This is a genomic window from Variovorax sp. H27-G14, assembly GCF_046156345.1.
Taxonomy (GTDB): domain Bacteria; phylum Pseudomonadota; class Gammaproteobacteria; order Burkholderiales; family Burkholderiaceae_C; genus Variovorax.
In genome coordinates this window covers 560,911-581,096 of record NZ_JAYLVN010000001.1, presented here as the reverse complement: position 1 = coordinate 581,096, position 20,186 = coordinate 560,911, and the positions used below count along the sequence as shown (strand labels likewise).

At 67.5% G+C, this 20,186-nt stretch carries 17 protein-coding genes; 13 read left to right on the top strand and 4 right to left on the bottom strand.

The window, feature by feature from the left end:
* Positions 1-92: 92 nt before the first annotated feature.
* Entirely contained in the window at positions 93-2,972 is a 2,880-nt protein-coding gene (locus VLK31_RS02715; protein WP_409166830.1) for a valine--tRNA ligase, read from the bottom strand.
* A gap of 105 nt (positions 2,973-3,077) precedes the next feature.
* On the opposite strand from VLK31_RS02715, the gene yaaA reads away from it, so the two are divergent.
* From yaaA to VLK31_RS02660, 11 genes are all read left to right on the top strand, one after another.
* Positions 3,078-3,860 (top strand): peroxide stress protein YaaA, encoded by a 783-nt coding sequence (gene yaaA / locus VLK31_RS02710; RefSeq protein ID WP_409166829.1) that lies wholly within the window; start codon positions 3,078-3,080, stop codon positions 3,858-3,860.
* Entirely contained in the window at positions 3,860-4,702 is an 843-nt protein-coding gene (locus VLK31_RS02705) for a 2OG-Fe(II) oxygenase (RefSeq protein ID WP_409166828.1), read from the top strand. Before yaaA ends, VLK31_RS02705 begins: the two co-directional genes overlap by 1 nt.
* Before the next feature lie 7 nt (positions 4,703-4,709).
* A complete protein-coding gene (locus VLK31_RS02700; RefSeq protein ID WP_409166827.1) occupies positions 4,710-5,612 on the top strand; it encodes an alpha/beta hydrolase in 903 nt (300 codons plus the stop codon).
* Positions 5,609-6,496: an NADPH-dependent 7-cyano-7-deazaguanine reductase QueF gene (gene queF, locus VLK31_RS02695; protein WP_409166826.1), complete on the top strand. Its 888-nt coding sequence runs from the start codon at positions 5,609-5,611 to the stop codon at positions 6,494-6,496. Before VLK31_RS02700 ends, queF begins: the two co-directional genes overlap by 4 nt.
* A gap of 37 nt (positions 6,497-6,533) precedes the next feature.
* Positions 6,534-7,349: an ATP-grasp domain-containing protein gene (locus VLK31_RS02690; protein WP_409166825.1), complete on the top strand. Its 816-nt coding sequence runs from the start codon at positions 6,534-6,536 to the stop codon at positions 7,347-7,349.
* A 113-nt stretch (positions 7,350-7,462) separates the two neighbouring features.
* Positions 7,463-8,371: an SDR family NAD(P)-dependent oxidoreductase gene (locus VLK31_RS02685; RefSeq protein WP_409166824.1), complete on the top strand. Its 909-nt coding sequence runs from the start codon at positions 7,463-7,465 to the stop codon at positions 8,369-8,371.
* Positions 8,372-8,462: 91 nt separating this feature from the next.
* Positions 8,463-9,353, top strand: coding sequence for a LysR family transcriptional regulator (locus VLK31_RS02680; RefSeq protein WP_409166823.1), 891 nt, complete (start codon positions 8,463-8,465; stop codon positions 9,351-9,353).
* A 13-nt stretch (positions 9,354-9,366) separates the two neighbouring features.
* The gene (locus tag VLK31_RS02675; protein ID WP_409166822.1) at positions 9,367-10,254 is read left to right on the top strand and encodes a LysR family transcriptional regulator; all 888 of its coding nucleotides are present in this window, start codon (positions 9,367-9,369) and stop codon (positions 10,252-10,254) included.
* A gap of 109 nt (positions 10,255-10,363) precedes the next feature.
* Positions 10,364-11,518: a mandelate racemase/muconate lactonizing enzyme family protein gene (locus VLK31_RS02670; protein WP_409166821.1), complete on the top strand. Its 1,155-nt coding sequence runs from the start codon at positions 10,364-10,366 to the stop codon at positions 11,516-11,518.
* A gap of 97 nt (positions 11,519-11,615) precedes the next feature.
* A complete protein-coding gene (locus VLK31_RS02665) occupies positions 11,616-12,623 on the top strand; it encodes a Bug family tripartite tricarboxylate transporter substrate binding protein (protein WP_409166820.1) in 1,008 nt (335 codons plus the stop codon).
* Entirely contained in the window at positions 12,624-13,331 is a 708-nt protein-coding gene (locus VLK31_RS02660; RefSeq protein WP_409166819.1) for an arylmalonate decarboxylase, read from the top strand. It abuts the gene before it with no gap.
* Between the two features lie 6 nt (positions 13,332-13,337).
* Here VLK31_RS02660 and VLK31_RS02655 read toward each other — a convergent pair whose 3' ends face one another.
* From VLK31_RS02655 to VLK31_RS02645, 3 genes are read right to left on the bottom strand one after another with little or no spacing between them, the layout of a single operon-like run.
* Entirely contained in the window at positions 13,338-14,687 is a 1,350-nt protein-coding gene (locus tag VLK31_RS02655; RefSeq protein WP_409166818.1) for an MmgE/PrpD family protein, read from the bottom strand.
* Positions 14,688-14,701: 14 nt separating this feature from the next.
* Positions 14,702-15,865: an acyl-CoA dehydrogenase family protein gene (locus tag VLK31_RS02650; RefSeq protein ID WP_409166817.1), complete on the bottom strand. Its 1,164-nt coding sequence runs from the start codon at positions 15,863-15,865 to the stop codon at positions 14,702-14,704.
* Positions 15,866-15,878: 13 nt separating this feature from the next.
* Entirely contained in the window at positions 15,879-16,661 is a 783-nt protein-coding gene (locus VLK31_RS02645) for a citryl-CoA lyase (protein ID WP_409166816.1), read from the bottom strand.
* 139 nt (positions 16,662-16,800) lie between these two features.
* Between VLK31_RS02645 and VLK31_RS02640 the strand changes: the two genes are divergently transcribed.
* Positions 16,801-19,146: an acyl-CoA dehydrogenase gene (locus VLK31_RS02640; RefSeq protein ID WP_409166815.1), complete on the top strand. Its 2,346-nt coding sequence runs from the start codon at positions 16,801-16,803 to the stop codon at positions 19,144-19,146.
* Between the two features lie 43 nt (positions 19,147-19,189).
* Positions 19,190-20,176: a Bug family tripartite tricarboxylate transporter substrate binding protein gene (locus tag VLK31_RS02635; RefSeq protein WP_409166814.1), complete on the top strand. Its 987-nt coding sequence runs from the start codon at positions 19,190-19,192 to the stop codon at positions 20,174-20,176.
* Positions 20,177-20,186 lie beyond the last annotated feature (10 nt).

Below are 20,186 nucleotides of genomic sequence, written 5' to 3'. Positions count from 1 at the left end.
CTTCAGTTGGTTGGAAGAAGGAAAATCACGGTGCTGAAACGGCAAGCAATTGCCGAACCAGCATCCTAAACGCCTGCGATTTCGGGCGTCTGTCAGCCAAGGCGCACAAGCTGGTCGCGCAGTCGTTCCAGCGTGGCGCTGAAGTCGGCCAGGCGCTTGCGCTCCTGGTCAATCACCGCCGGCGGGGCCTTGGCCACGAAGGCCTCGTTGCCCAGCTTGCCGTGCACCTTGGCAACTTCGCCCTCGATGCGGGCAATTTCCTTGCCGATGCGCAGCTTCTCTGCGGCCTTGTCGATTTCCATGTGCAGGCACAGGCGCGTTGCGCCCACCACCGCCACGGGTGCCGCTTCGGCCGCGGCCTGCCACGAGGCCTCGTCGTCGAAGACCTTCACTTCCTTGAGCTTGGCCAGCGCCTGCAGCACCGGCGCCGACTCGCGCAGAAAGGCCGCGCCTTCGGCGTCGTCGGCCACCGCATACAGCGGCAGGCGCATCGCGGGCGACACGTTCATCTCGCCGCGCAGCGTGCGGCAGGCGTCGACCAGGCTCTTGAGCCGCGCCACGTGCGCTTCGGCCTTCTCGTCGATCTTCTCGGGTTGGCTCTGCGGATAGGCGGCCACCATGATCGACGCGCCTTCGCGGCCCGCCACCTTCGACACGTTCTGCCACAGCGCTTCCGTGATGAACGGAATCACCGGATGCGCCAGGCGCAGCAGCGTTTCGAGCGTGCGAATCAGCGTGCGGCGCGTGGCGCGCTTTTGCGATTCGTCGCCGGTCTGGATCTGCACCTTGGCAATTTCCAGGTACCAGTCGCAGAACTCGTCCCAGGCGAACTGGTAGATGGCGTTGGCCACGTTGTCCAGGCGGTATTCATCGAAGCCCTTGACCACTTCGGCTTCCACGCGCTGCAGCTGCGACACGATCCAGTAGTCGGCGCGGCTGAACTTCAGGTAGCCGTGCGCCGGGCCGCCGACCTTGCAGTCTTCCTTGGTGTGTTCCAGCAGGCCGCAGTCCTGGCCTTCGCAGTTCATCAGCACGAAGCGCGTGGCGTTCCACAGCTTGTTGCAGAAGTTGCGGTAGCCCTCGCAGCGCTTGCTGTCGAAGTTGATGCTGCGGCCCAGCGACGCCAGCGACGCAAAGGTGAAGCGCAGCGCATCGGCACCGAAGGCCGGAATGCCGTCCGGAAACTCCTTCTGCGTGTTCTTGCGAACCGCGGGCGCCGTCTCGGGCTTGCGCAGGCCCTGGCTGCGCTTGTCGAGCAGTTCGGGCAGCGCGATACCGTCGATCAGATCGACCGGGTCGAGCACGTTGCCTTCGGACTTGCTCATCTTCTTGCCCTGCGCATCGCGCACCACGCCATGGATGTACACGTCCTTGAACGGCACCTTGCCTGTGAAGTGCTTGGTCATCATGATCATCCGGGCGACCCAGAAGAAGATGATGTCGTAGCCGGTCACCAGCACGCTGGAGGGCAGGTACAGCTCCAGGTCCTTGGTCTTCTCGGGCCAGCCCAGCGAAGAGAAGGGCACCAGCGCGGCGGAGTACCAGGTGTCGAGCACGTCCTCGTCGCGCCGCAGCGTCTTGCCCGGCGCCTTGGCTTGTGCGTCGGCCTCGTTCTCGGCCACGTACACCTTGCCGTCTTCGTCGTACCAGGCCGGAATCTGGTGGCCCCACCAGAGCTGGCGCGAGATGGTCCAGTCCTGGATGTTTTCCATCCAGTGGTTGTAGGTGTTGACCCAGTTCTCGGGCACGAAGCGCACCTCGCCCGACTTCACCACGTCGATGGCCTTCTGCGCGATCGACTGGCCGTCGGCGCCGGGGCGCGTCATGGCCACGTACCACTGGTCGGTGAGCATGGGCTCCACGATGGCGCCCGAGCGTGCGCAGCGCGGCACCATCAGCTTGTGCTTCTTCACCTCGACCAGCAGGCCCAGCGCGTCCAGGTCGGCCACGATGGCCTTGCGCGCCACGAAGCGGTCCATGCCGCGGTATTTTTCAGGGGCGTTGTCGTTGATGGTGGCGTCCAGCGTGAGGATGCCGATCACTTCGAGCTTGTGGCGCTGGCCGACCGCGTAGTCGTTGTAGTCGTGGGCCGGCGTGACCTTCACCACGCCGGTGCCGAACTCCTTGTCGACGTAGTCGTCCGCAATGATCGGAATCAGCTTGTCCACCAGCGGCAGGCGCACGCGCTGGCCGATCAGGTGCTTGTAGCGTTCGTCTTCCGGGTGAACCATCACGGCCGTGTCGCCGAGCATGGTTTCAGGCCGGGTGGTGGCCACGGTCAGCGTGCCGCTGCCGTCTTCCAGCGGGTAAGCGATGTGCCAGAGCGAGCCGTCTTCCTCTTCGCTTTCCACTTCGAGGTCGCTCACCGAGGTCTTGAGCACCGGGTCCCAGTTGCCCAGGCGCTTGCCACGGTAGATCAGGCCTTCTTCGTACAGCGTCACGAAGGTCTGCGTGACGACCGCCGACAGGTCCTCGTCCATCGTGAAATATTCGCGGCTCCAGTCCACCGTGTCGCCCATGCGGCGCATCTGCTCGGTGATGGTGTTGCCCGACTTCTCCTTCCATTCCCACACGCGTGCCACGAAGTTCTTGCGGCCCAGGTCGTGGCGGCTGACCTTCTGCTCCTGCAGCTGGCGCTCCACCACGATCTGCGTGGCGATGCCGGCATGGTCGGTGCCCGGCAGCCACAGCGTGTTGTCGCCCTTCATGCGGTGGTAGCGCGTGAAGCTGTCCATGATCGTGTGGTTGAACGCATGGCCCATGTGCAGCGTGCCCGTCACATTGGGCGGCGGCAGCTGAATGGCGAACGACTCGGCGCCGTCCCTGGGTTGCTGCGTGCCGCGAAAGCCCGCCTTGGCATAGCCGCGCTTTTCCCATTCCGGGCCCCAATGCGCCTCGATGGCGGCGGGTTCGAACGATTTCGACAGGCTGTCGAGGCCGGGTTGGGCTGGGGGGGTGATGGGTTCGCTCATGGGGAATGCAAAACGGCACCCTCGGGTGCCGTTGGTGACAGGGTGGGATTGGCGGGCATTTTACCGGCGTCGCTGTGCGTCACGGCGGCCACTCATAATTCCGGCATGCTGTTCCTGCTCTCCCCTGCGAAGTCGCTCGACTACGACACCCCGCTCCCCGCCGACACTCCCGCCACCCAGCCGCATTTCGAGTCCCCGCGCGGCCCCTCGGTCGAGCTCATCAAGCTGCTGCGCGAGAAGTCGCCACAGCAGATCGCCGAGCTCATGCACCTCTCGGACAAGCTCTCGGCCCTGAACGTGGCCCGCTACGAGGCCTGGTCGAGCAAGAGCACCGACAAGAACGCCCGCCAGGCTGCCTTCGCCTTCGACGGCGACGTCTACGGCGGCCTCGACGCCCGCACCCTCACCAAGGCGCAACTGGCCTGGGCACAAGACCATGTGTGCATCCTCAGCGGCCTGTACGGTCTGCTGCGCCCGCTCGACCTGCTGCAGCCCTACCGCCTGGAAATGGGCACGCAGCTGGCCAACCGCCACGGCAAGGACCTGTACGCCTTCTGGGGCGCACGCATTGCGGAGCATCTGAACGAGCGCCTGGCGGCCGACCGCACGCCGGTGGTGGTCAACGTGGCCTCGCAGGAGTACTTCAAGTCGGTCGACAAGAAGGTGCTGAAAGCCCGTGTGGTCGAATGCGTGTTCGAAGAGTGGAAGGGCGACAGGTACAAGATCGTCAGCTTCTACGCCAAGCGGGCCCGCGGCCTGCTGGCCCGCTGGGCGGTGCTGCACAAGGCGGCCACCCCCAAGGCACTGGAAAAATTCGACCTCGAGGGTTATGGTTTCGACGCGCAGGTGTCGACCCCCGAGAGGTTGGTATTCAGGAGAAAAGTCTGATGTCCCAACCGATCAGTCCGGAACTTCGCGAATGGCTGGTGGCCCAGCTCGCGGCCGGGCACTCGGTGCCAGCGCTGCGCGTGTCGATGCGCGCAGCCGGCTGGCACGATGCTGCCGCCGACGTGGCCCTGGCCCAGCTGGAAGCCGGCTTTCCCGATGTCGAAGCAGTGCTGGCGCCGGCCCGCACCGAGATGCCCGGCCCTGACCTCGACGGCGCGCCGCTCTATCTGGACGCCGGCGACCGCCGCGTGCAGGTGCTGCACACCATGCGGCACCCGCGCGTCATCGTGTTCGGCAACCTGCTCTCGGGCGAGGAATGCGAAAGCCTGATTGCCGCCGCGCGCGTTCGCCTGGCCCGCTCGCTCACCGTGGAGACCCGCACCGGCGGAGAGGTGCTCAATGTCGACCGCACCAGCGACGGCATGTTCTTCGAGCGCGGAGAGAACGAGATCGTCGCGCGCCTGGAGCAGCGCATTGCCAAGCTGCTGCGCTGGCCGCTCGAATTCGGCGAAGGCCTGCAGATCCTGCGCTACGCCCCCGGCGCGCAGTACCGCCCGCACTACGACTACTTCGACCCCGGCGAGCCCGGCACGCCCACCATCTTGAAGCGCGGCGGCCAGCGCGTCGCCACGCTGGTCATGTACCTGCAGGAGCCCGAGGGCGGCGGCGCCACCACCTTCCCCGACGTGGGGCTGGAGGTGGCACCGGTGCGCGGCACCGGCGTGTTCTTCAGCTACGACCGGCCCGACCCCGCCACCCGCACGCTGCACGGCGGCGCGCCGGTGCTGGCGGGCGAAAAATGGGTGGCAACCAAGTGGCTGCGCGAGCGCGAATTCAAATAGGGCAGCAATGAAAGTCACCGCCAACGGGCTGCAGATCGAAGTCGACGACACCGGCGGGCAAGGCCGCCCGGTCATCCTGCTCATCATGGGCCTGGGCATGCAGCTGGTGGCGTGGCCCGCGGGCTTCGTGCAGCAGCTGGTGGAGGCGGGCTTTCGGGTGGTGCGCCACGACAACCGCGACATCGGCCTGAGCCAGGGCTTCGACCACGCCGGCACCGGCAACGTGGTGTGGCAGACCATTCGCCACCGCCTGGGCCTGAAGGTGCGATCGGCCTACACGCTGCAGGACATGACGCTCGATTCGCTCGGCGTGCTCGACGCGCTGGGCATACAGAAGGCCCACATCGTCGGAGCCTCCATGGGCGGCATGATCGCCCAGCGCCTGGCGGCCACCGCGCCGCAACGCACCGCCAGCCTCGTGAGCATCATGAGTTCCAGCGGCGCGCGCGGCCTGCCCGGCCCGCGCCGCCAAGTGGCCACCATGCTCATGCGCCGCCCGCTGGGCCGCGGCGAGGCCGAACTGGTCGCGCACAGCATTCGGCTGCTGCGGCTCATCCAGAGCCCGGCCTACCCGCAGACCGACCAGGAACTGGCCGAGCGCCTCACCTTCAGCATGCGGCGCGCCTACCACCCGGCCGGCCTGATGCGCCAGATGCTGGCCATTGGCGCCGACGCCGATCGCCCCGAGGTGCTGCCGCGCATCCAGTCGCCCACGCTGGTGCTGCACGGCGACGCCGATGCGCTGGTGCCCATGGCCTGCGGCGAGGACACGGCCCGGCGCATTCCGGGCGCGCGCTTCGTCGCCGTGCCCGGCATGGGGCACGACCTGCCACCCGAGGTGTGCACCATCCTCGCCCAACACATTGCTCCGTTCGCGCACGCGGCGGACGCCACACACGCCAAGCCATGAGCACAAACCCCCACGACAACAGCAGCCCCAGCAACCCGAACACGCCCGCGCAGTCGCAACTGGGCCGCGCCTCGGCCTACGCCGACCGCTACGACCCCACGCTGCTGTTCCCCATTGCGCGCGCCACGCAGCGCGAGGCCATGGGCATCAAACCCGACGCCTTGCCCTTCTTCGGCGCCGACCTCTGGACCGCCTTCGAGGTCAGCTGGCTCAACCTGCGCGGCAAGCCGCAACTGGCCATTGCGCACTTCACCATTCCGTGCGAGACGCCCAACATCATCGAGAGCAAGAGCTTCAAGCTCTACCTCAACAGCTTCAACAACAGCCCCTTCGCAAGCGTGGAAGAGGTGCGCGAGCGCCTGCGCACCGACCTGGCCGAAGCCGCCTGGCGCGGCAGCGACCGCTCGGGCGGCATCGGCGTGACGCTGCTGGCGCCCGACATGTTCGACCGCGAGCCGGTGCACGAACTCGACGGCCTCGACCTCGACCGCCTGGACATCGAGTGCACCCACTACCAGCCCGCGCCGCAGCTGCTGAGCAGCGACACCACGCAGGTGCATGTGAACGAAACCCTCACCAGCCGGCTGCTGAAGAGCAACTGCCTCGTCACCGGCCAGCCCGACTGGGGCAGCGTGCAGATCCGCTACAGCGGCCCGCCCATCGACCAGGCCGGGCTGCTGGCGTACATCGTGAGCTTTCGCAACCACAACGAGTTCCACGAGCCGTGCGCCGAGCGCATGTTCACGGACATCTGGCGCCTGTGCAAACCGGTGAAGCTGGCGGTGTACGCGCGCTACACGCGGCGCGGCGGGCTGGACATCAACCCGTTCCGCACGAGCTGGCCGCAGACGCTGCCGGGGAACATTCGCACGGCGCGGCAGTAGGCTGGGCTGAGCCGGCGAACTTTGGGTAGCGGATGCCATGAATATTGCTCGGCTCGAACGGAAACTACTGGTCGTCAGCCAGCCCGTTGGCGTTGCCAGCTATGACTTTAATTTCGAGCTGAATTTCGCCTGCGAACACCCGTATCGGCTGGACGCCGAAGAGCCGTGCGTTCTTCGCATCGGTCCAATCGACGACTACCCCACTGTGTTTGCCGAGAACGTCGCTATGGGACTGCGGCCGGTGAATGCACCCCAGGAGCACGCGCTCGCCAGCGAGCTCGACAAGTGGTATCCCGTTATCGAGGAGTTCACGCCGCGAACGGTTGTCTTCGACGCGTTGCCTGATGCCTCGGAGATAGAAGCATCGTTCGCATGGCCGGTCTTCATGAAGGGCGCAAGGCAGACCAGCAAGCACAACCCCGATCTTGCCGTCATCCAAAGCCGGGCGCACTACGAAGTTGCAGCGAGCAAGTATCGCGACGACGCGATTCTTCATTGGCAGAAACCAGTGATCAGGGAGTTCATTCCTCTGGTGCCGGTCGCCGGGTATGTGCCGGGCAAGGTACAACCTTCCGTGGAGTACCGATCGTTCTGGTGGAACGGCGACTGCGTCGGGTGGGGCCGCTATTGGCATCAAGTTGCTTCCTACGAATTGGCGGATGCCCGCGCAGGACTGGCCTTGGCGCAAGAGGCTGCTTCGCGCCTGAAAGTACCGTTCCTTGTAGTGGATTTCGCCAAGGCCCAGGACGGGCGCTGGATCATCATCGCGTGCAACGATGCACAGGAGTCGGGGTATGCCGCCGCCAATCCATTGGTGCTCTGGCGAGAAATTTTGGCGCGTGTGAGGCCGTAAGGCCGCCTGCCTTAAGCCCCTCTTCGGAAACCCCAAACCCGCTCCCACCCGCCCTGTGGCATTCTGAATTTCACCCGCGAACCCGCGGCCGAATGAACATTCGGAGCACAGACATGGTTGAAGGAAAAGTGGTCGTCGTCACGGGCGCGGGCGGCGGCATCGGGCGGGACATCGCATTGGCGATGGCGGCCCATGGCGCGAAGGTGGTGGTCAACGACATCGGCGCGGCGCTCGACGGCGGCGGTGGCGGCAGCGCCGGCCCCGCGCAGCAGGTGGTCGAAGAGATTCGCGCGGCCGGCGGGCAGGCCGTGCCCAACACCGACAACGTGGCCGATGCGGCCAGCGCCGCGCACATCGTGCAGTGCGCGCTCGACAGCTTCGGGCGCATCGACGCGGTGGTCAACAACGCGGGCATCCTGCGCGACCGCTTCTTCCACAAGATGTCGGTCGACGAGTGGGACTCGGTGCTCAAGGTGCACCTGTACGGCTCCTACTACGTGAGCCGCGCGGCCGCCACGCACTTCAAGGAACAGAACTCCGGTGCGCTGGTGCACATGACCTCGACCTCGGGGCTCATCGGCAACTTCGGCCAGGCCAACTACGCGGCGGCCAAGCTGGGCATCGTGGCGCTGTCGAAGTCCATTGCGCTGGACATGCAGAAATTCAGCGTGCGCTCCAACTGCATTGCGCCCTTTGCCTGGAGCCGCATGATCGGCGCCATTCCCACCGATACCGACGAGCAGCGCGCCCGCGTCGACAAGATCAAGCAGATGACGCCCGCCAAGGTCGCGCCGCTGGCGGTGTACCTTGCCAGCGATGCGGCGGGCGCGGTGAACGGGCAGATCTTCTCGGTGCGCAACAACGAAATTTCGCTCATCAGCCAGCCGCGTCCGGTGCGTTCCGTGCATCGCGCCGAGGGCTGGACGCCGCAGAGCATTGCCGAGCACGCCATGCCCGCGATGCGTGCCAGCTTCTTCTCGCTCGACCGCTCGGCGGACGTGTTCAGCTGGGACCCGGTCTGAGCCAGCCCCCGGGGACTAACCCCAACAGGGGCGTTTCGGCCGCCGTTGGCCGGACAATGCGCGTTCCCTCGCTTCCTTGCGCCCACGCCCGGTGAACCTGCATTTCGACCTGTTCGACCTGAAACTGTTCGTCTACGTGGCGGATGCGCGCAGCCTCACGCGCGGCGCCGAGAAGGCCTGCATTTCGCTGGCCGCCGCGTCCACCCGCATCAAGCAGATGGAAGAAGCCGTGGGCGGCAAGCTGCTGCACCGCAGTGCCCAGGGCGTGACCCTCACGGCCGCGGGGCAGGCGGTGCTGTATCACGCAAAGCGCGTGATGCAGCAGATGGAGCATCTGCGCTGCGACATGCAGGACTTCGGCAAGGGCATCAAGGGCCATGTGCGGGTGTTCGCCAACACCACGTCGATCACCGAGTACCTGCCGCAGAAGCTCGCGGGCTTTCTCACGCAGCACCCCGCCGTGCAGGTGGACCTGCGCGAATACCTGAGCGAAGAAATCGTGCGCGCGGTGGCCGACGGCGAGGCCGACATCGGCATCCTGGCCGGCGATGTGCACACCGGTGACTTCGATGCGCGGGCCTTCGGCAGCAACCAACTGGTTTTAGTGGTGCCCATGGCGCACCACCTGGCGGGCGCACCGGCCGTGGCCTTTGCCGACACGCTCGACGAACAGCACGTGGGCCTGCACCATGGCAGCGCCATCCATCGCTTTTTGCAGCGCCGCGCGGAGCTGGCGGGCCGGGGCTTCAACCCGCGCATTCAGGTCAGCAGTTTCGAGGCCATCTGTCTGATGATCGAGGCGGGCGTGGGGGTGGGTGTGTTGCCGGCGTCGTCGGCGCAGCGTTTGTCGATGGCGATGCGCATCTCGACCGTGGCGCTCAGCGACCCCTGGGCGGAGCGCGAACTCAAGCTCATTGCGCGCAACCGCGAGCAGTTGCCTGCTTCGGCGCGGGAGCTGTTCGACCACCTGGTTGCGCCCTGAGGGCGCGCACGCCATGTCCGCCGACCTGAAGTCGCTGCGCCTGTTCGTCGCCGTGGCCGACCACGGCAGCATCAGCGAGGGTGCCAAGCGCTGCCACATTGCGCTGGCCGCGGCCAGCAAGCGCATGTCCGACCTCGAAGCCCGCGCGCGCTTGCCGCTGCTGGTGCGCCATGCGCGCGGCGTCACGCTCACCTCGGCCGGCCACGGGCTGCTGCTGCATGCGCGCTCCGTGCTCTCGGCCATGGACCGGCTGGGCGCGGAGCTCGACGATTTTCAGAACGGCGTGGCCGGCGTGGTGAGCATCACGGCCAACGCGTCGACCATCGCGCAGTTTCTGCCCGCGCAGATCGGCTCCTTCCTGCGCATGCATCCGGTGCTGAAGATCGACCTGCAGGAGCGCGCCAGCACCGAGGTGGTGAAGGCCGTGCAGGCGGGCCTGGCCGACATCGGCGTCATCGAGGGCCAGACGCCCGCCGAAGGCCTCGAATGCCTGCCCTACCGCACCGACGAGCTGGCCGTGGTCATTGCGCGCGACCACCCGCTGGCGCGGCGCAAGCGCATCGGCGTGGAAGAGGTGCTGCGCTACGACCACATCGTGGTGCGCGAAGGCACTGCGCTGCATCGCGTGCTGCTGGCCGCCGCGCTGGAGGCGCAGGTGCCGCTGAAGGTGCGCATGCAGGTGGGCAGCTTCGACATGGTGTGCCGCATGGTGGAGCAGGGCATCGGCATCGGCGTGCTGCCTTACGCGGCCATCCTGCCGCAGCTGCAGATACTGAAGCTGCGCTGTCTGAAGCTGGACGCGCCCTGGGCGCTGCGCCGCCACTTGCTGTGCGTGCGCCGGCAGCAGGAGCTGACCGTGGCCGCGCGCTCGGTGCTGGAGCACCTGGGCCGGCCCGACTGAGCGCGCAGGCTTCGAGGCTTCGCGGCTCACGAAGGCTCGAACTCGCAAAAAACGAATTGTTCTCCCGCGGCCCGCGCGCAAAGATCCGTGCAAACCAAAGGAGACAGCCTTGAAGATTGTTCGCGTCAGCGCCACGCCGCTGAACATTCCCGTCACCATCGACGTGGTCGGCCTCAACAAGCAGACCTCGCTGTCGCTGTGCCTCACCGAGATCGAGACCGACACCGGCCTCGTGGGCCACGGCATGACGGCCATCACCGAAGAAGAGATCATTGCCGCCGCCGTGCGCGAGGTGGCCGGCCCCGCGCTCATCGGCGAGGACCCGATGGCCACCGAGCGCCTGTGGGACAAGCTCTATTGGCTGCTCTCACCGCGCGGCCAGACCGGCTACGCGAGCCACACCATCGCCGCGCTCGACATCGCGCTGTGGGACCTGAAAGCCAAGGCGCTGGGACAGCCGCTGTGGCGCCTGCTGGGCGGCGCGCGCAGCAAGGTGCCGGTGTACGCCACCTTCGGCTTCGGCTTCTTCGAGCGCGACCAGCTCGCCGCCGCGGCAAAGCTGTGGGTGTCGCAGGGCTTCCAGCGCCTGAAGATGACGGTGGGCAACCACGCGCTCGCGCGCCGCGACGAACCGCGCCCGCTCGACGAGGTCATTGCCGAAGACGTGCGCCGCGTGGCCGCCGTGCGCGAGGCGGTCGGGCCCGACGTGAAGCTCTACGTCGACGCCAACTGCGGCCTCGACCTGTTCCACGCCACCGAGCTCGCGCAGCGCATCGAGCCCTACGGCATCAGTTTCTTCGAGGAGCCGCTCACGCAGAACGACGTGCGCCAGATGGCCCAGCTGCGCGCGCGCACGCGCATTCCGCTGGCCTGCGGCCAGAACGAAGGCCTGGCCTTCCGCTTTCGCGACCTGCTGGTGAACCAGGCGGCCGATGTGCTGCAGCCCAACGTGACCATCTCGGGCGGCTACTCGCAGTGCCTGAAGATCGCCGGCATGGCGCAGGCCTTCAACGTGCCCATCGACAACGGCGGTGCCTGGCCGTTCCACAACATGCACCTGCACGCCGGCGTATCGAACGGCGGGCTGGTGGAGTACCACTACGTGGCGGTGCAGATGCTCAAGCAGATCTTCGACGGCCTGCCGGTGCCCGACCAGGGCTGGCTCACGCTGCCCGAGACGCCGGGCCTGGGCTTCGCGCCCAATGCCGAGCGCGTGCGCGAGCTTGCCAGGCTGCCGACCTCGCACGGCAAGGGCAAGGCCTGAGGCCCTGGTCACGGTCCGCCTGAATCGGCAAGACTTTCCTTCACGACCAGGCCGCGCAGACGGCCGGCGACACCCGAAAAAAGACAACGGAGACACGATGACAACCACACAACTCCTTCGCCCGGCGCGCCGGCATGCATTGCGCGCCGCCGTGGCCGTGGCAGTGGCAGTGGGCCTGCTCGCCGCGCCCATGGCCTGGGCCCAGAAGTACCCCGACAAGCCCATTCGCCTGGTGGTCGGCTATTCCGCCGGCGGCGGGGTCGACGCGGTGGCGCGGCTGCTTGGCGTGCGCCTGTCGGCCGTGCTGGGTCAGCAGGTGCTGGTGGAAAACCGCACCGGCGCCACCGGCCTCATTGCGGCCGAGTTCGTCGCCAAGTCGGTGCCCGACGGCTACACGCTGATGATGGGCGACAGCGCCTTGCTCATCGCCAAGCTGCTGCAGCCCAAGATCGGCATCGACCCGCTCACCAGCTTCCGGCCGGTGGCGGGCGCCTTCGTCTCGCCGCTGATGATCGTCACGGGCAACGACTTTCCCGCCAGGACGCCGGCCGAGCTGGTCAAGGAAATCCAGGCGCATCCGTCGCGCTATTCGTACGCCACCTCCGGCGTGGGCACGGTGCAGCACCTGGGCTTCGAGATGCTCAAGCAGGGCACGGGCAGCACCGTGGTGCACGTGCCGTACCGTGGCGCCGCGCAGATCGTGCCCGACGTCATCGGCGGGCAGATTCCCATCGGCGTGGTGAGTGCCACGGCCGGCATGGCGCAGGCCAAGGCGGGCAAGCTGCGCGCGCTGGCGTTGATGAACACCGCCAAGCTGGAGGGCGTGGACAACGTGCCGCCGCTGGCCGACGCGCTGCCGGGCTTCGATGTGGCGCCGCGCATCTTCGTGCTGGCGCCGGCGGGCACGCCCGACGACATCGTCGCCAGGCTCTCGGCCGCGGTGAAGACCGTGCTCGACACCCCCGAGACCGGTGCCGCGGCGACCGCGCAGGGCACGCTGCGCGCGTACGCCACGCCGGCCCAACTGGGCAAGGACATGGCCGACGAAACGACGCGATGGAAACGCATCATCACCGAGCAGCGCATCGTGGTGGAGGGGAGTTGAATGCCAACCCCCCATCTGGGCCTGATCGTTCCACCCGCCGCCGGAGCGGTGCCGGTGGACGGCCCATTGCTCTACGGCGAACGCATCCGCTTCAGCGCGCGGGGCCTCGCCCTGGGCGAAATCTCCACGCGCGGCTACCTCGATGTGATTGACACGGTCGTCGAGAAAGCCGTCGCGCTCAAGAACGAGGGCGTGAGCGCCATCTCCCTCATGGGCACCTCGCTGAGTTTCTTTCGCGGCACTGCGTTCAACCGGCAGCTCGAGGTGGAAATGGCGCAGGCCACCGGCCTGCCCTGCACGACCATGAGCAACGCCATCGTCGGAGGGCTGGGCCATCTGAAGGTACGGCGCGTCGCGGTGGCCACGGCCTACATCGACGAGGTCAACGTGCATCTGCGCAAGTACCTGGAGCAGAACGACATCGAGCCGCTGGCACTCGAAGGCCTGTCGATCAGCAACGTACAGGCCGTCGGCGAGGTGCCGACGCAGGTGCTGGTCGACCTGTGCGTGAAAGTGTTCGACGCGCAACCCGGCGCGCAAGGCGTGCTGATCTCCTGCGGCGGGCTGGTCACGCTCGATGCGGTGCGCGAAGTGGAAGCGCGGCTGCAGGTGCCGGTGGTGTCCAGCTCGCCGGCCGGCTTCTGGGACCTGGTGTGCACCGCGGGGCTCGATGCGCGTTCGCCCCATCAGGGCCGGCTCTTCGCCTGAAGCCCTTCAGCCCAACCAGCGCCCCACACGCGGCGTGGCTTCAAGTTGCCACACGCGTTCGCACAGAGCCTTGGCCTCGTCGCTTGTCACGCCTTCGCCGTAGTGCGCCAGGCGCTGCATCTTGTCCTCGATCTCCGCCCGGCTCAGGCTGTTGCCCGGATCACCCTTGGGCTCGTCCACACGGCCCTGCAGCGTGCGGCCGTCGGCGGTGTGCACGCTGACCTTGCCGATCCAGCGCGCGGGGTAGGCCGTGTCGACCTCTTCGTCGAGCGCCATCGACACCTTCTCCCGAAAGGCCGAGACCTCCGGCGCCAGAAAGTCGCGGTCGAATTCGCCCAGCCCCGCGCGGCCGTGCACGGCCATCAGGCCCAGCACCGTGCCCATCGAAAACTTGCCCTGGTGCACCGTGGCCGGCACGTTCACACGCCCCAGCACATCGATGGCGCCCTGGTGCACATGCGTGGTCACGCGCGACACGTCGGCGGGCTTGAGCTTGTGCTGCGTCATCACCTGCAGCAGCGCATCTGCGGCGGGGTGGGTATGGCGACACGACGCGTGGTATTTGAACGAAGTTTCGGCCAGCGTCCAGCGCGTGCCCAGGCCGTCGGTGAGCTTCGCCGGGTCAGCGTCACTCGACATGCCCACCCCCAGACCCTGCGCGCCTTCCAGGATCTGCTGCGCGCCCGTGAAGCCGTCCTGCGCGAGGTACGCCGACATCAAACCGCTGGTGGCCGCATGCGCGCAATGCAGCTGCTTGGAGTCCGCCGCATCGCGCAAGAACTCCCACACACCGGCCGACTGCGTGCCGGCCGAACCGAAGGCATGCAGCATCTGCTGCGGCGTGAGGTTCAGCAGGCGGCCGACTGCCGCAGCGGCTGCGAGCGTGCCCGCCGTCGCGGTCGTGTGAAAGGTCTTGTAGTGCGAGCGGCCCAGAAACTCGCCCACGCGAATGCCCACCTCGTAGCCCGCGACCACCGCCGTCAGCAACTGCGCACCGCTCGCGCCGATGCTTTGCGCCACGGCCAGCGCGGGCGCGATGACCACGGCCGCGGGGTGGAACACCGAGCCGTTGTGCACGTCGTCCTGCTCCACGAAGTGCGAGGCCGCTGCATTGACCATGGCCGCGAACAGCGGCGAGCTGGTGCGGCGCGAGGTGAGTATTTCGCTCGGCCCTTCGGCCGGCCCCATCGTCTGCGCGAAGCGCTCGATGCTGCGAATGGGCCGCGCCGTGCGGGCCGCCAGCACCGAGCCCAGCCAGTCGAGCATCAGGTCTTCGGCGCGGCGCAGCACGGGGGCGGGAATGTGTTCGAACTGCAGCCCGGCGGCAAAGTCTGCGAGGGTTCTGGATTCGTTCATGGTGTGGTTCGCTTTCAGAACGACCTTGGCAGGCCCAGCATGTGTTCGGCCACGTAGCTCAGGATGAGGTTGGTCGAAATCGGCGCCACCTGGTAGAGGCGCGTTTCGCGGAACTTGCGCTCGATGTCGTATTCGCACGCAAAGCCGAAGCCGCCATGGAACTGCAGGCATGCATTGGCCGCCTCCCAGCTTGCCTTGGCCGCAAGGTACTTGGCCATGTTGGCCTGCGCGCCGCAGGGCTGGCGCGCGTCGAACAGACGGCAGGCCTCGTAGCGCATCAGGTTGGCCGCCTCTGTCTCGATGAACGCCTCGGCAATCGGAAACTGCACGCCCTGGTTCTGCCCGATGGGACGCCCGAACACCACACGCTCCTTGGTGTAGGCCGTCACGCGGTCGATGAACCAGTAGCCGTCGCCGATGCATTCGGCGGCAATCAAGGTGCGCTCCGCGTTGAGCCCGTCCAGGATGTACTTGAAGCCCTGGCCTTCCTCGCCGATGAGGTTCTCCACCGGAATTTCGAGGTTCTCGAAGAACAGCTCGTTGGTCTCGTGGTTCACCATGTTCAGAATGGGCCGCACCGTCATGCCGTGGCCTATGGCCTCGCGCAGGTCGACGATGAAGATCGACATGCCTTCGGTCTTCTTCTTCACGTCCGCCAGCGGCGTGGTGCGCGCCAGCAAGATCATCAGGTCCGAATGCTGGATGCGCGAGATCCACACCTTCTGCCCGTTGATGACGTAGCGGTCGCCCTTCTTCACCGCCGTGGTCTTGATCTTTGTGGTGTCGGTGCCGGTGGTGGGCTCGGTGACGCCCATCGACTGCAGGCGCAGTTCGCCCTTGGCGATCTTCGGCAGGTAGGCGAGCTTCTGTGCCTCGCTGCCATGGCGCAGCAGCGTGCCCATGTTGTACATCTGGCCGTGGCAGGCGCCGGAGTTGCCGCCGCAGCGGTTGATTTCTTCCATGATCACCGAGGCCTCGGACAGGCCCAGGCCGGAGCCACCGTATTCCTGCGGAATCAGCGCGGCCATCCAGCCGGCTTTGGTGAGGGCGTCGACAAACTCGGCGGGGTAGCCGCGCGCCTCGTCGATCTTGCGGAAGTAGGCATCGGGAAACTGCGCGCAAAGGTCGCGCACCGCGTCGCGGATGTCGGGAAAGTTCTTGTCGTTGGCGTTGTTCATGGGGGCCTGTCGTTCAGTCCTGGCGCGGGCCGCCGGCCTCTTTTTCCACGCGCTGCCAGATCTCGATGGCCATCGGGTCGTCGATCTCCTCCAGGATGTGGCCCACCAGCCCGATGGCGCGCGCCATCACGCCAAAGCCGCGAATGATCTTCCACGGAAAACCGAACTCCGCCGCAATGGCGCCGATGGCACCCGTCGCGTTGATTGGCAGCGACTTGCCCGACACGCGCTCGGCCTCGGCCTGCACCGCCTGCATCAGCGCGACGTAGTGGCCAGACAGGCCGTTCTCCGCCGCAATCTGGAACAGGCGCGGCGTGCGCGGGTCGATCGGTTTGTGCAGCGGATGGCCCAGCCCCGGCACGATCTGCTTGCGCGCGCGGTGGTCGGCCACGATGTCCGTGGCCATGTCGGCCAGCGGGCGCACGGGCTTCTCGCCGAAGGGAATGGCCTCGTAGAGCATCTTGGCCGCGCCTTCGGTGCTGCCGACGAACACCGAGCCCAACCCGCAAAGACCAGCTGCCACAGCGGCTTGCAGCGCCTCGGGCGCGCCGGCATAGGTAAGGCGCGCGGCCAGTGCGCTGGGCGTGACGCCATGCTCCACCAGCGTGACGACGATGGCGTTGAAGGTGACAGATTCCTGCGGCGTCGGGATGCGCCCGGTGAGCTCCAGGAAGGCCATGTCGCCCAGGTTCAGGTGGCCGAGAATTTCCGAGGGCAGGTCGCGCCCGCGCACGGTGATCTTGTCGGGCGTGCTGTGGCCCAGCTCGGTATGCAGCGATTTCTTGATCTTGGTCATGGCAGCGAATCTAGCCCTGCCTTGCGCGGGCAGGTTCTCTGATTGCGAAACCCTCCCTTCGGCAAATGCAAATGCCCGCTTGCGGGGTCTTGGGGCACGCTGCGGTTCGTCTTTGCAACGCAACGAGGCAACCCTACAGATGGACTCCGATTCACTCGCGGCAATGCGCGAAGCAGCGCTCGATTACTTCACGCGCAGCCGCGCCATCGCCCGGCGGCGCAGCCGCATGGAACACCAGGTCACCGAAGCAGTCGACGAGCCCGAAGGGTGGCGCCGCATCGCCGAGCTCGGCTGGCCCGGCATGCTGACCCCTGAAGCGGCAGGCGGCCTGGCGCTGGGCCTGGACGGCGCCGCCGAAATCCTGCGCGCCGCGGGCGAGCATGTGGCACCCGAGCCGCTGCTGGCCGTGGCCGGCCTCAGCGCTTTGCTTCTCGCCAAGCTGGACACACCGGCCGCACGCGACCTGCTGGCCGAGCTGGTGGCAGGGCGCAGCCTGCCCGCGCTGGCGTGGCAGGAAAGCGCGGGCGACCTGAGCGCGGTGCCGCTGGCCTGCGGCTGCGAGCCATGGAACGGGCGACCGGGCGAGGTCGGCGGCGTGCTGCTGCAGGGCGAAAAGCTCATGGTGCTGCCCGGCGCTGCGGCCAGCGGCTGGCTGGTGTCGGCGCGCGGGCAAGACGATGCGGTGCTGCTGTGGGTGCCGCGCGGCACCGGCGGCGTGAGCGAAACACTCGTGCCGCTGGTCGATGGCAGCCAGGCCTCGAACCTTCGCTTCGAGCAGGTCGCACTGCCGGCCGGCGCGGTACTGGCCGAAGGCCCGGCCGCGCAGGACGCGCTGCGCCACGCGCTCGCTGCCGGCCAGATCCTTCAGTCCGCCGAGCTGCTGGGCGCGGGGCAGGCCATGCTGGCGCAAACGCTGGCCTACCTGCGCACGCGCACGCAGTTCGGCAAGCCCATCGGGAGCTTCCAGGCGCTGCAGCACCGCTGCGTCGACATGTTCATTCACCTCGAGGTGGCGCAGGCCACGCTCAACGAGGTGCTCGCGCTGGCCGCGCAGGGGCTGTCGGCGGAACGGCTCGACGCCGAGGCCAGCCGCGTGAACGCGCGCTGCACCGCCGCCGCACTGCAGGCCTCGCGCACGGCGGTGCAGCTGCACGGCGCCATCGGCTACACGCAGGAGTGCGACCTGAGCCTGTTCTACAAGCGCGTGCTGTGCCTGTCGGCCTGGCTGGGCAACGTCAGCACGCACCAGCGCCGCCATGCCGTGCTGACCGGCGGGGCCGAGACCACCACGGCAGTGGTCACTTGGCAAGGCGAGTTCCCGCGCACCGCCGACTGGGCCGCCATGCCCGAGGCCGATTTCCGCCGCATGGTGCGCGCCTTTCTGCAGCAGCGCTATCCGCAGCCGCTGCGCTACCTGTCGCACCGCGCGCGCTGGAGCGAAATGCGCGAGTGGTATCTCACGCTGTCGGCGCAGGGCTGGATCGCGCCCGCCTGGCCGCAGGCGCATGGCGGCATGGGGCTGCCGGCCGACAAGCTCATCGCATGGATCGAAGAGCTGGAGCAGTATGGCGTGGCGCGCGCGCCCGACCAGGGCATCGTGATGATCGGCCCGCTGCTCATTCAGCACGGCACGCCAGCGCAGCAGCAGCGCTTTCTGCCGCGCATTCTCAGTGGCGAGAACGTGTGGTGCCAGGGCTACTCCGAGCCCAACGCCGGCTCCGACCTCGCGGGCCTGCGCACCGAGGCGCTGCCGGGGCGCGATGCGCAGGGCGATCACTTCGTGGTGAACGGCCAGAAGATCTGGACCACGCTGGCGCAGGATGCCGACCACATCTTCCTGCTCGTGCGAACCGACAAGAGCGCGCGCAAGCAGGAGGGCATCAGCTTTCTGCTGTGCGACCTGCGCACGCCGGGCATCACCATTCGCCCGATCCACACGCTGGCGGGCGAGCCCGAGTTCTGCGAGGTGTTCTTCGACAACGTGCGCGTGCCGGCCGACAACCTGGTGGGCCAGCTGCACGGCGGCTGGACCATTGCGAAGGCGCTGCTGGGCTTCGAGCGCATCTTCCTGGGCAGCCCCAAGCAGTCGCAGTACGCGCTGGGCCAGCTCGCGCGGCTGGCGCAGGCGCGGCGCCTGTTTGCGGACCCGGTGTTCGCGCAGCGCTTTGCGGCGTTGCGGCTCGATGTACTCGACCTGTCGGCCGCCTACACCGGCTTTGCCAACATCGTGCGGGCCGGCAAGCCACTGCCGGCGTCGGTGTCGCTGCTGAAGATCTGGGCCAGCGAAACCTTTCACCGCATTGGCGCGCTGCTGGTCGAGGCCAGCGAAGAGCAGGGCGCGGTGGCGGGCGACCAGGTGCTCGACGGGCAGACCTTCAACGTGCTCTCCCCGCTCATCGGTTCCACGGCCGCAATGATCTACGGCGGCACCAACGAGATACAGCGAAACATCCTCGCGCGGCAGGTTTTGGACCTGCCGGCCTGAGCGATCAGAGACGCCAAAAAATTCATAACAGGAGACAACCCTCATGACTTCCCTCGACCTCTCGCGCCGCCAGCTGATGGCCGCGCTCGCGGGCGGCGCGGCGCTGACCGCCTTGCCGCACCGCGCCTTCGCGCAGCAGCCCTTGCCGCCGCTCATCAAGCTGGTGGTCGGCTATTCGGCGGGCGGCCCGGTGGACGGTGCCGCGCGCCTGCTGGCACCCGCGCTGAGCCAGGAGCTGGGCACGCAGGTGATCGTGGACAACCGCCCCGGCGCCAGCGGCTCGCTGGGTGGCGACGCGGTGGCCAAGGCCTCGCCCGACGGCGCCATGCTGTTCTTCGGCGCCAGCCCGACCATCACCATCAACCCGAACGTGCAACGCAAGATGGCCTTCGACCCCATGAAAGACCTCACGCCCATTGCGCCGCTGGTGGACTACACCAACGTGCTGGTCGTCAACAACGACGTGCCGGTGCACAGCGTGGCCGAGCTGCTGGCCTATGCGAAGGCGCGGCCGGGCAAGGTGTTCTACGGCTCGGCGGGCGTGGGCGCGTCCAACCACCTGAGCGGCGCGCTGCTGGAGAAGATGACCGGCGTGCAAATGACGCACGTGCCCTACAAGGGCAGCGCCCCGGCGCTGGCCGACGTGATGGGCGGCACCGTGACCATGATGTTCGACATCATCGCCACGTCCAAGCCCTTCATTCAGACCGGCAAGGTGCTCGCGCTGGCCGTTACCTCGCGCCAGCGCAACCGCATGCTGCCCGACGTGCCGACCATGATCGAGTCGGGCGTGCCCGGCTACGACGTGGGCGGCTGGTTCGGCCTGTACGGCCCGGCGCGCATGGACCCGGCGCTGGCCGCGCGCATCAACGCCGCGGCGCAGAAGATGCTGGCGCGCGAAGACATCGCGCACCGGCTGCGCGAGCAGGGCTATGACGTGTGGTCGGGCGCGGCCGACCTGCTGGCGAGCAAGGGGCAGTCGGACCGCAAGCTGTGGGCCACGGCGTCCAAGGGCATCGAGGCCGAATAGGGCGCACCCG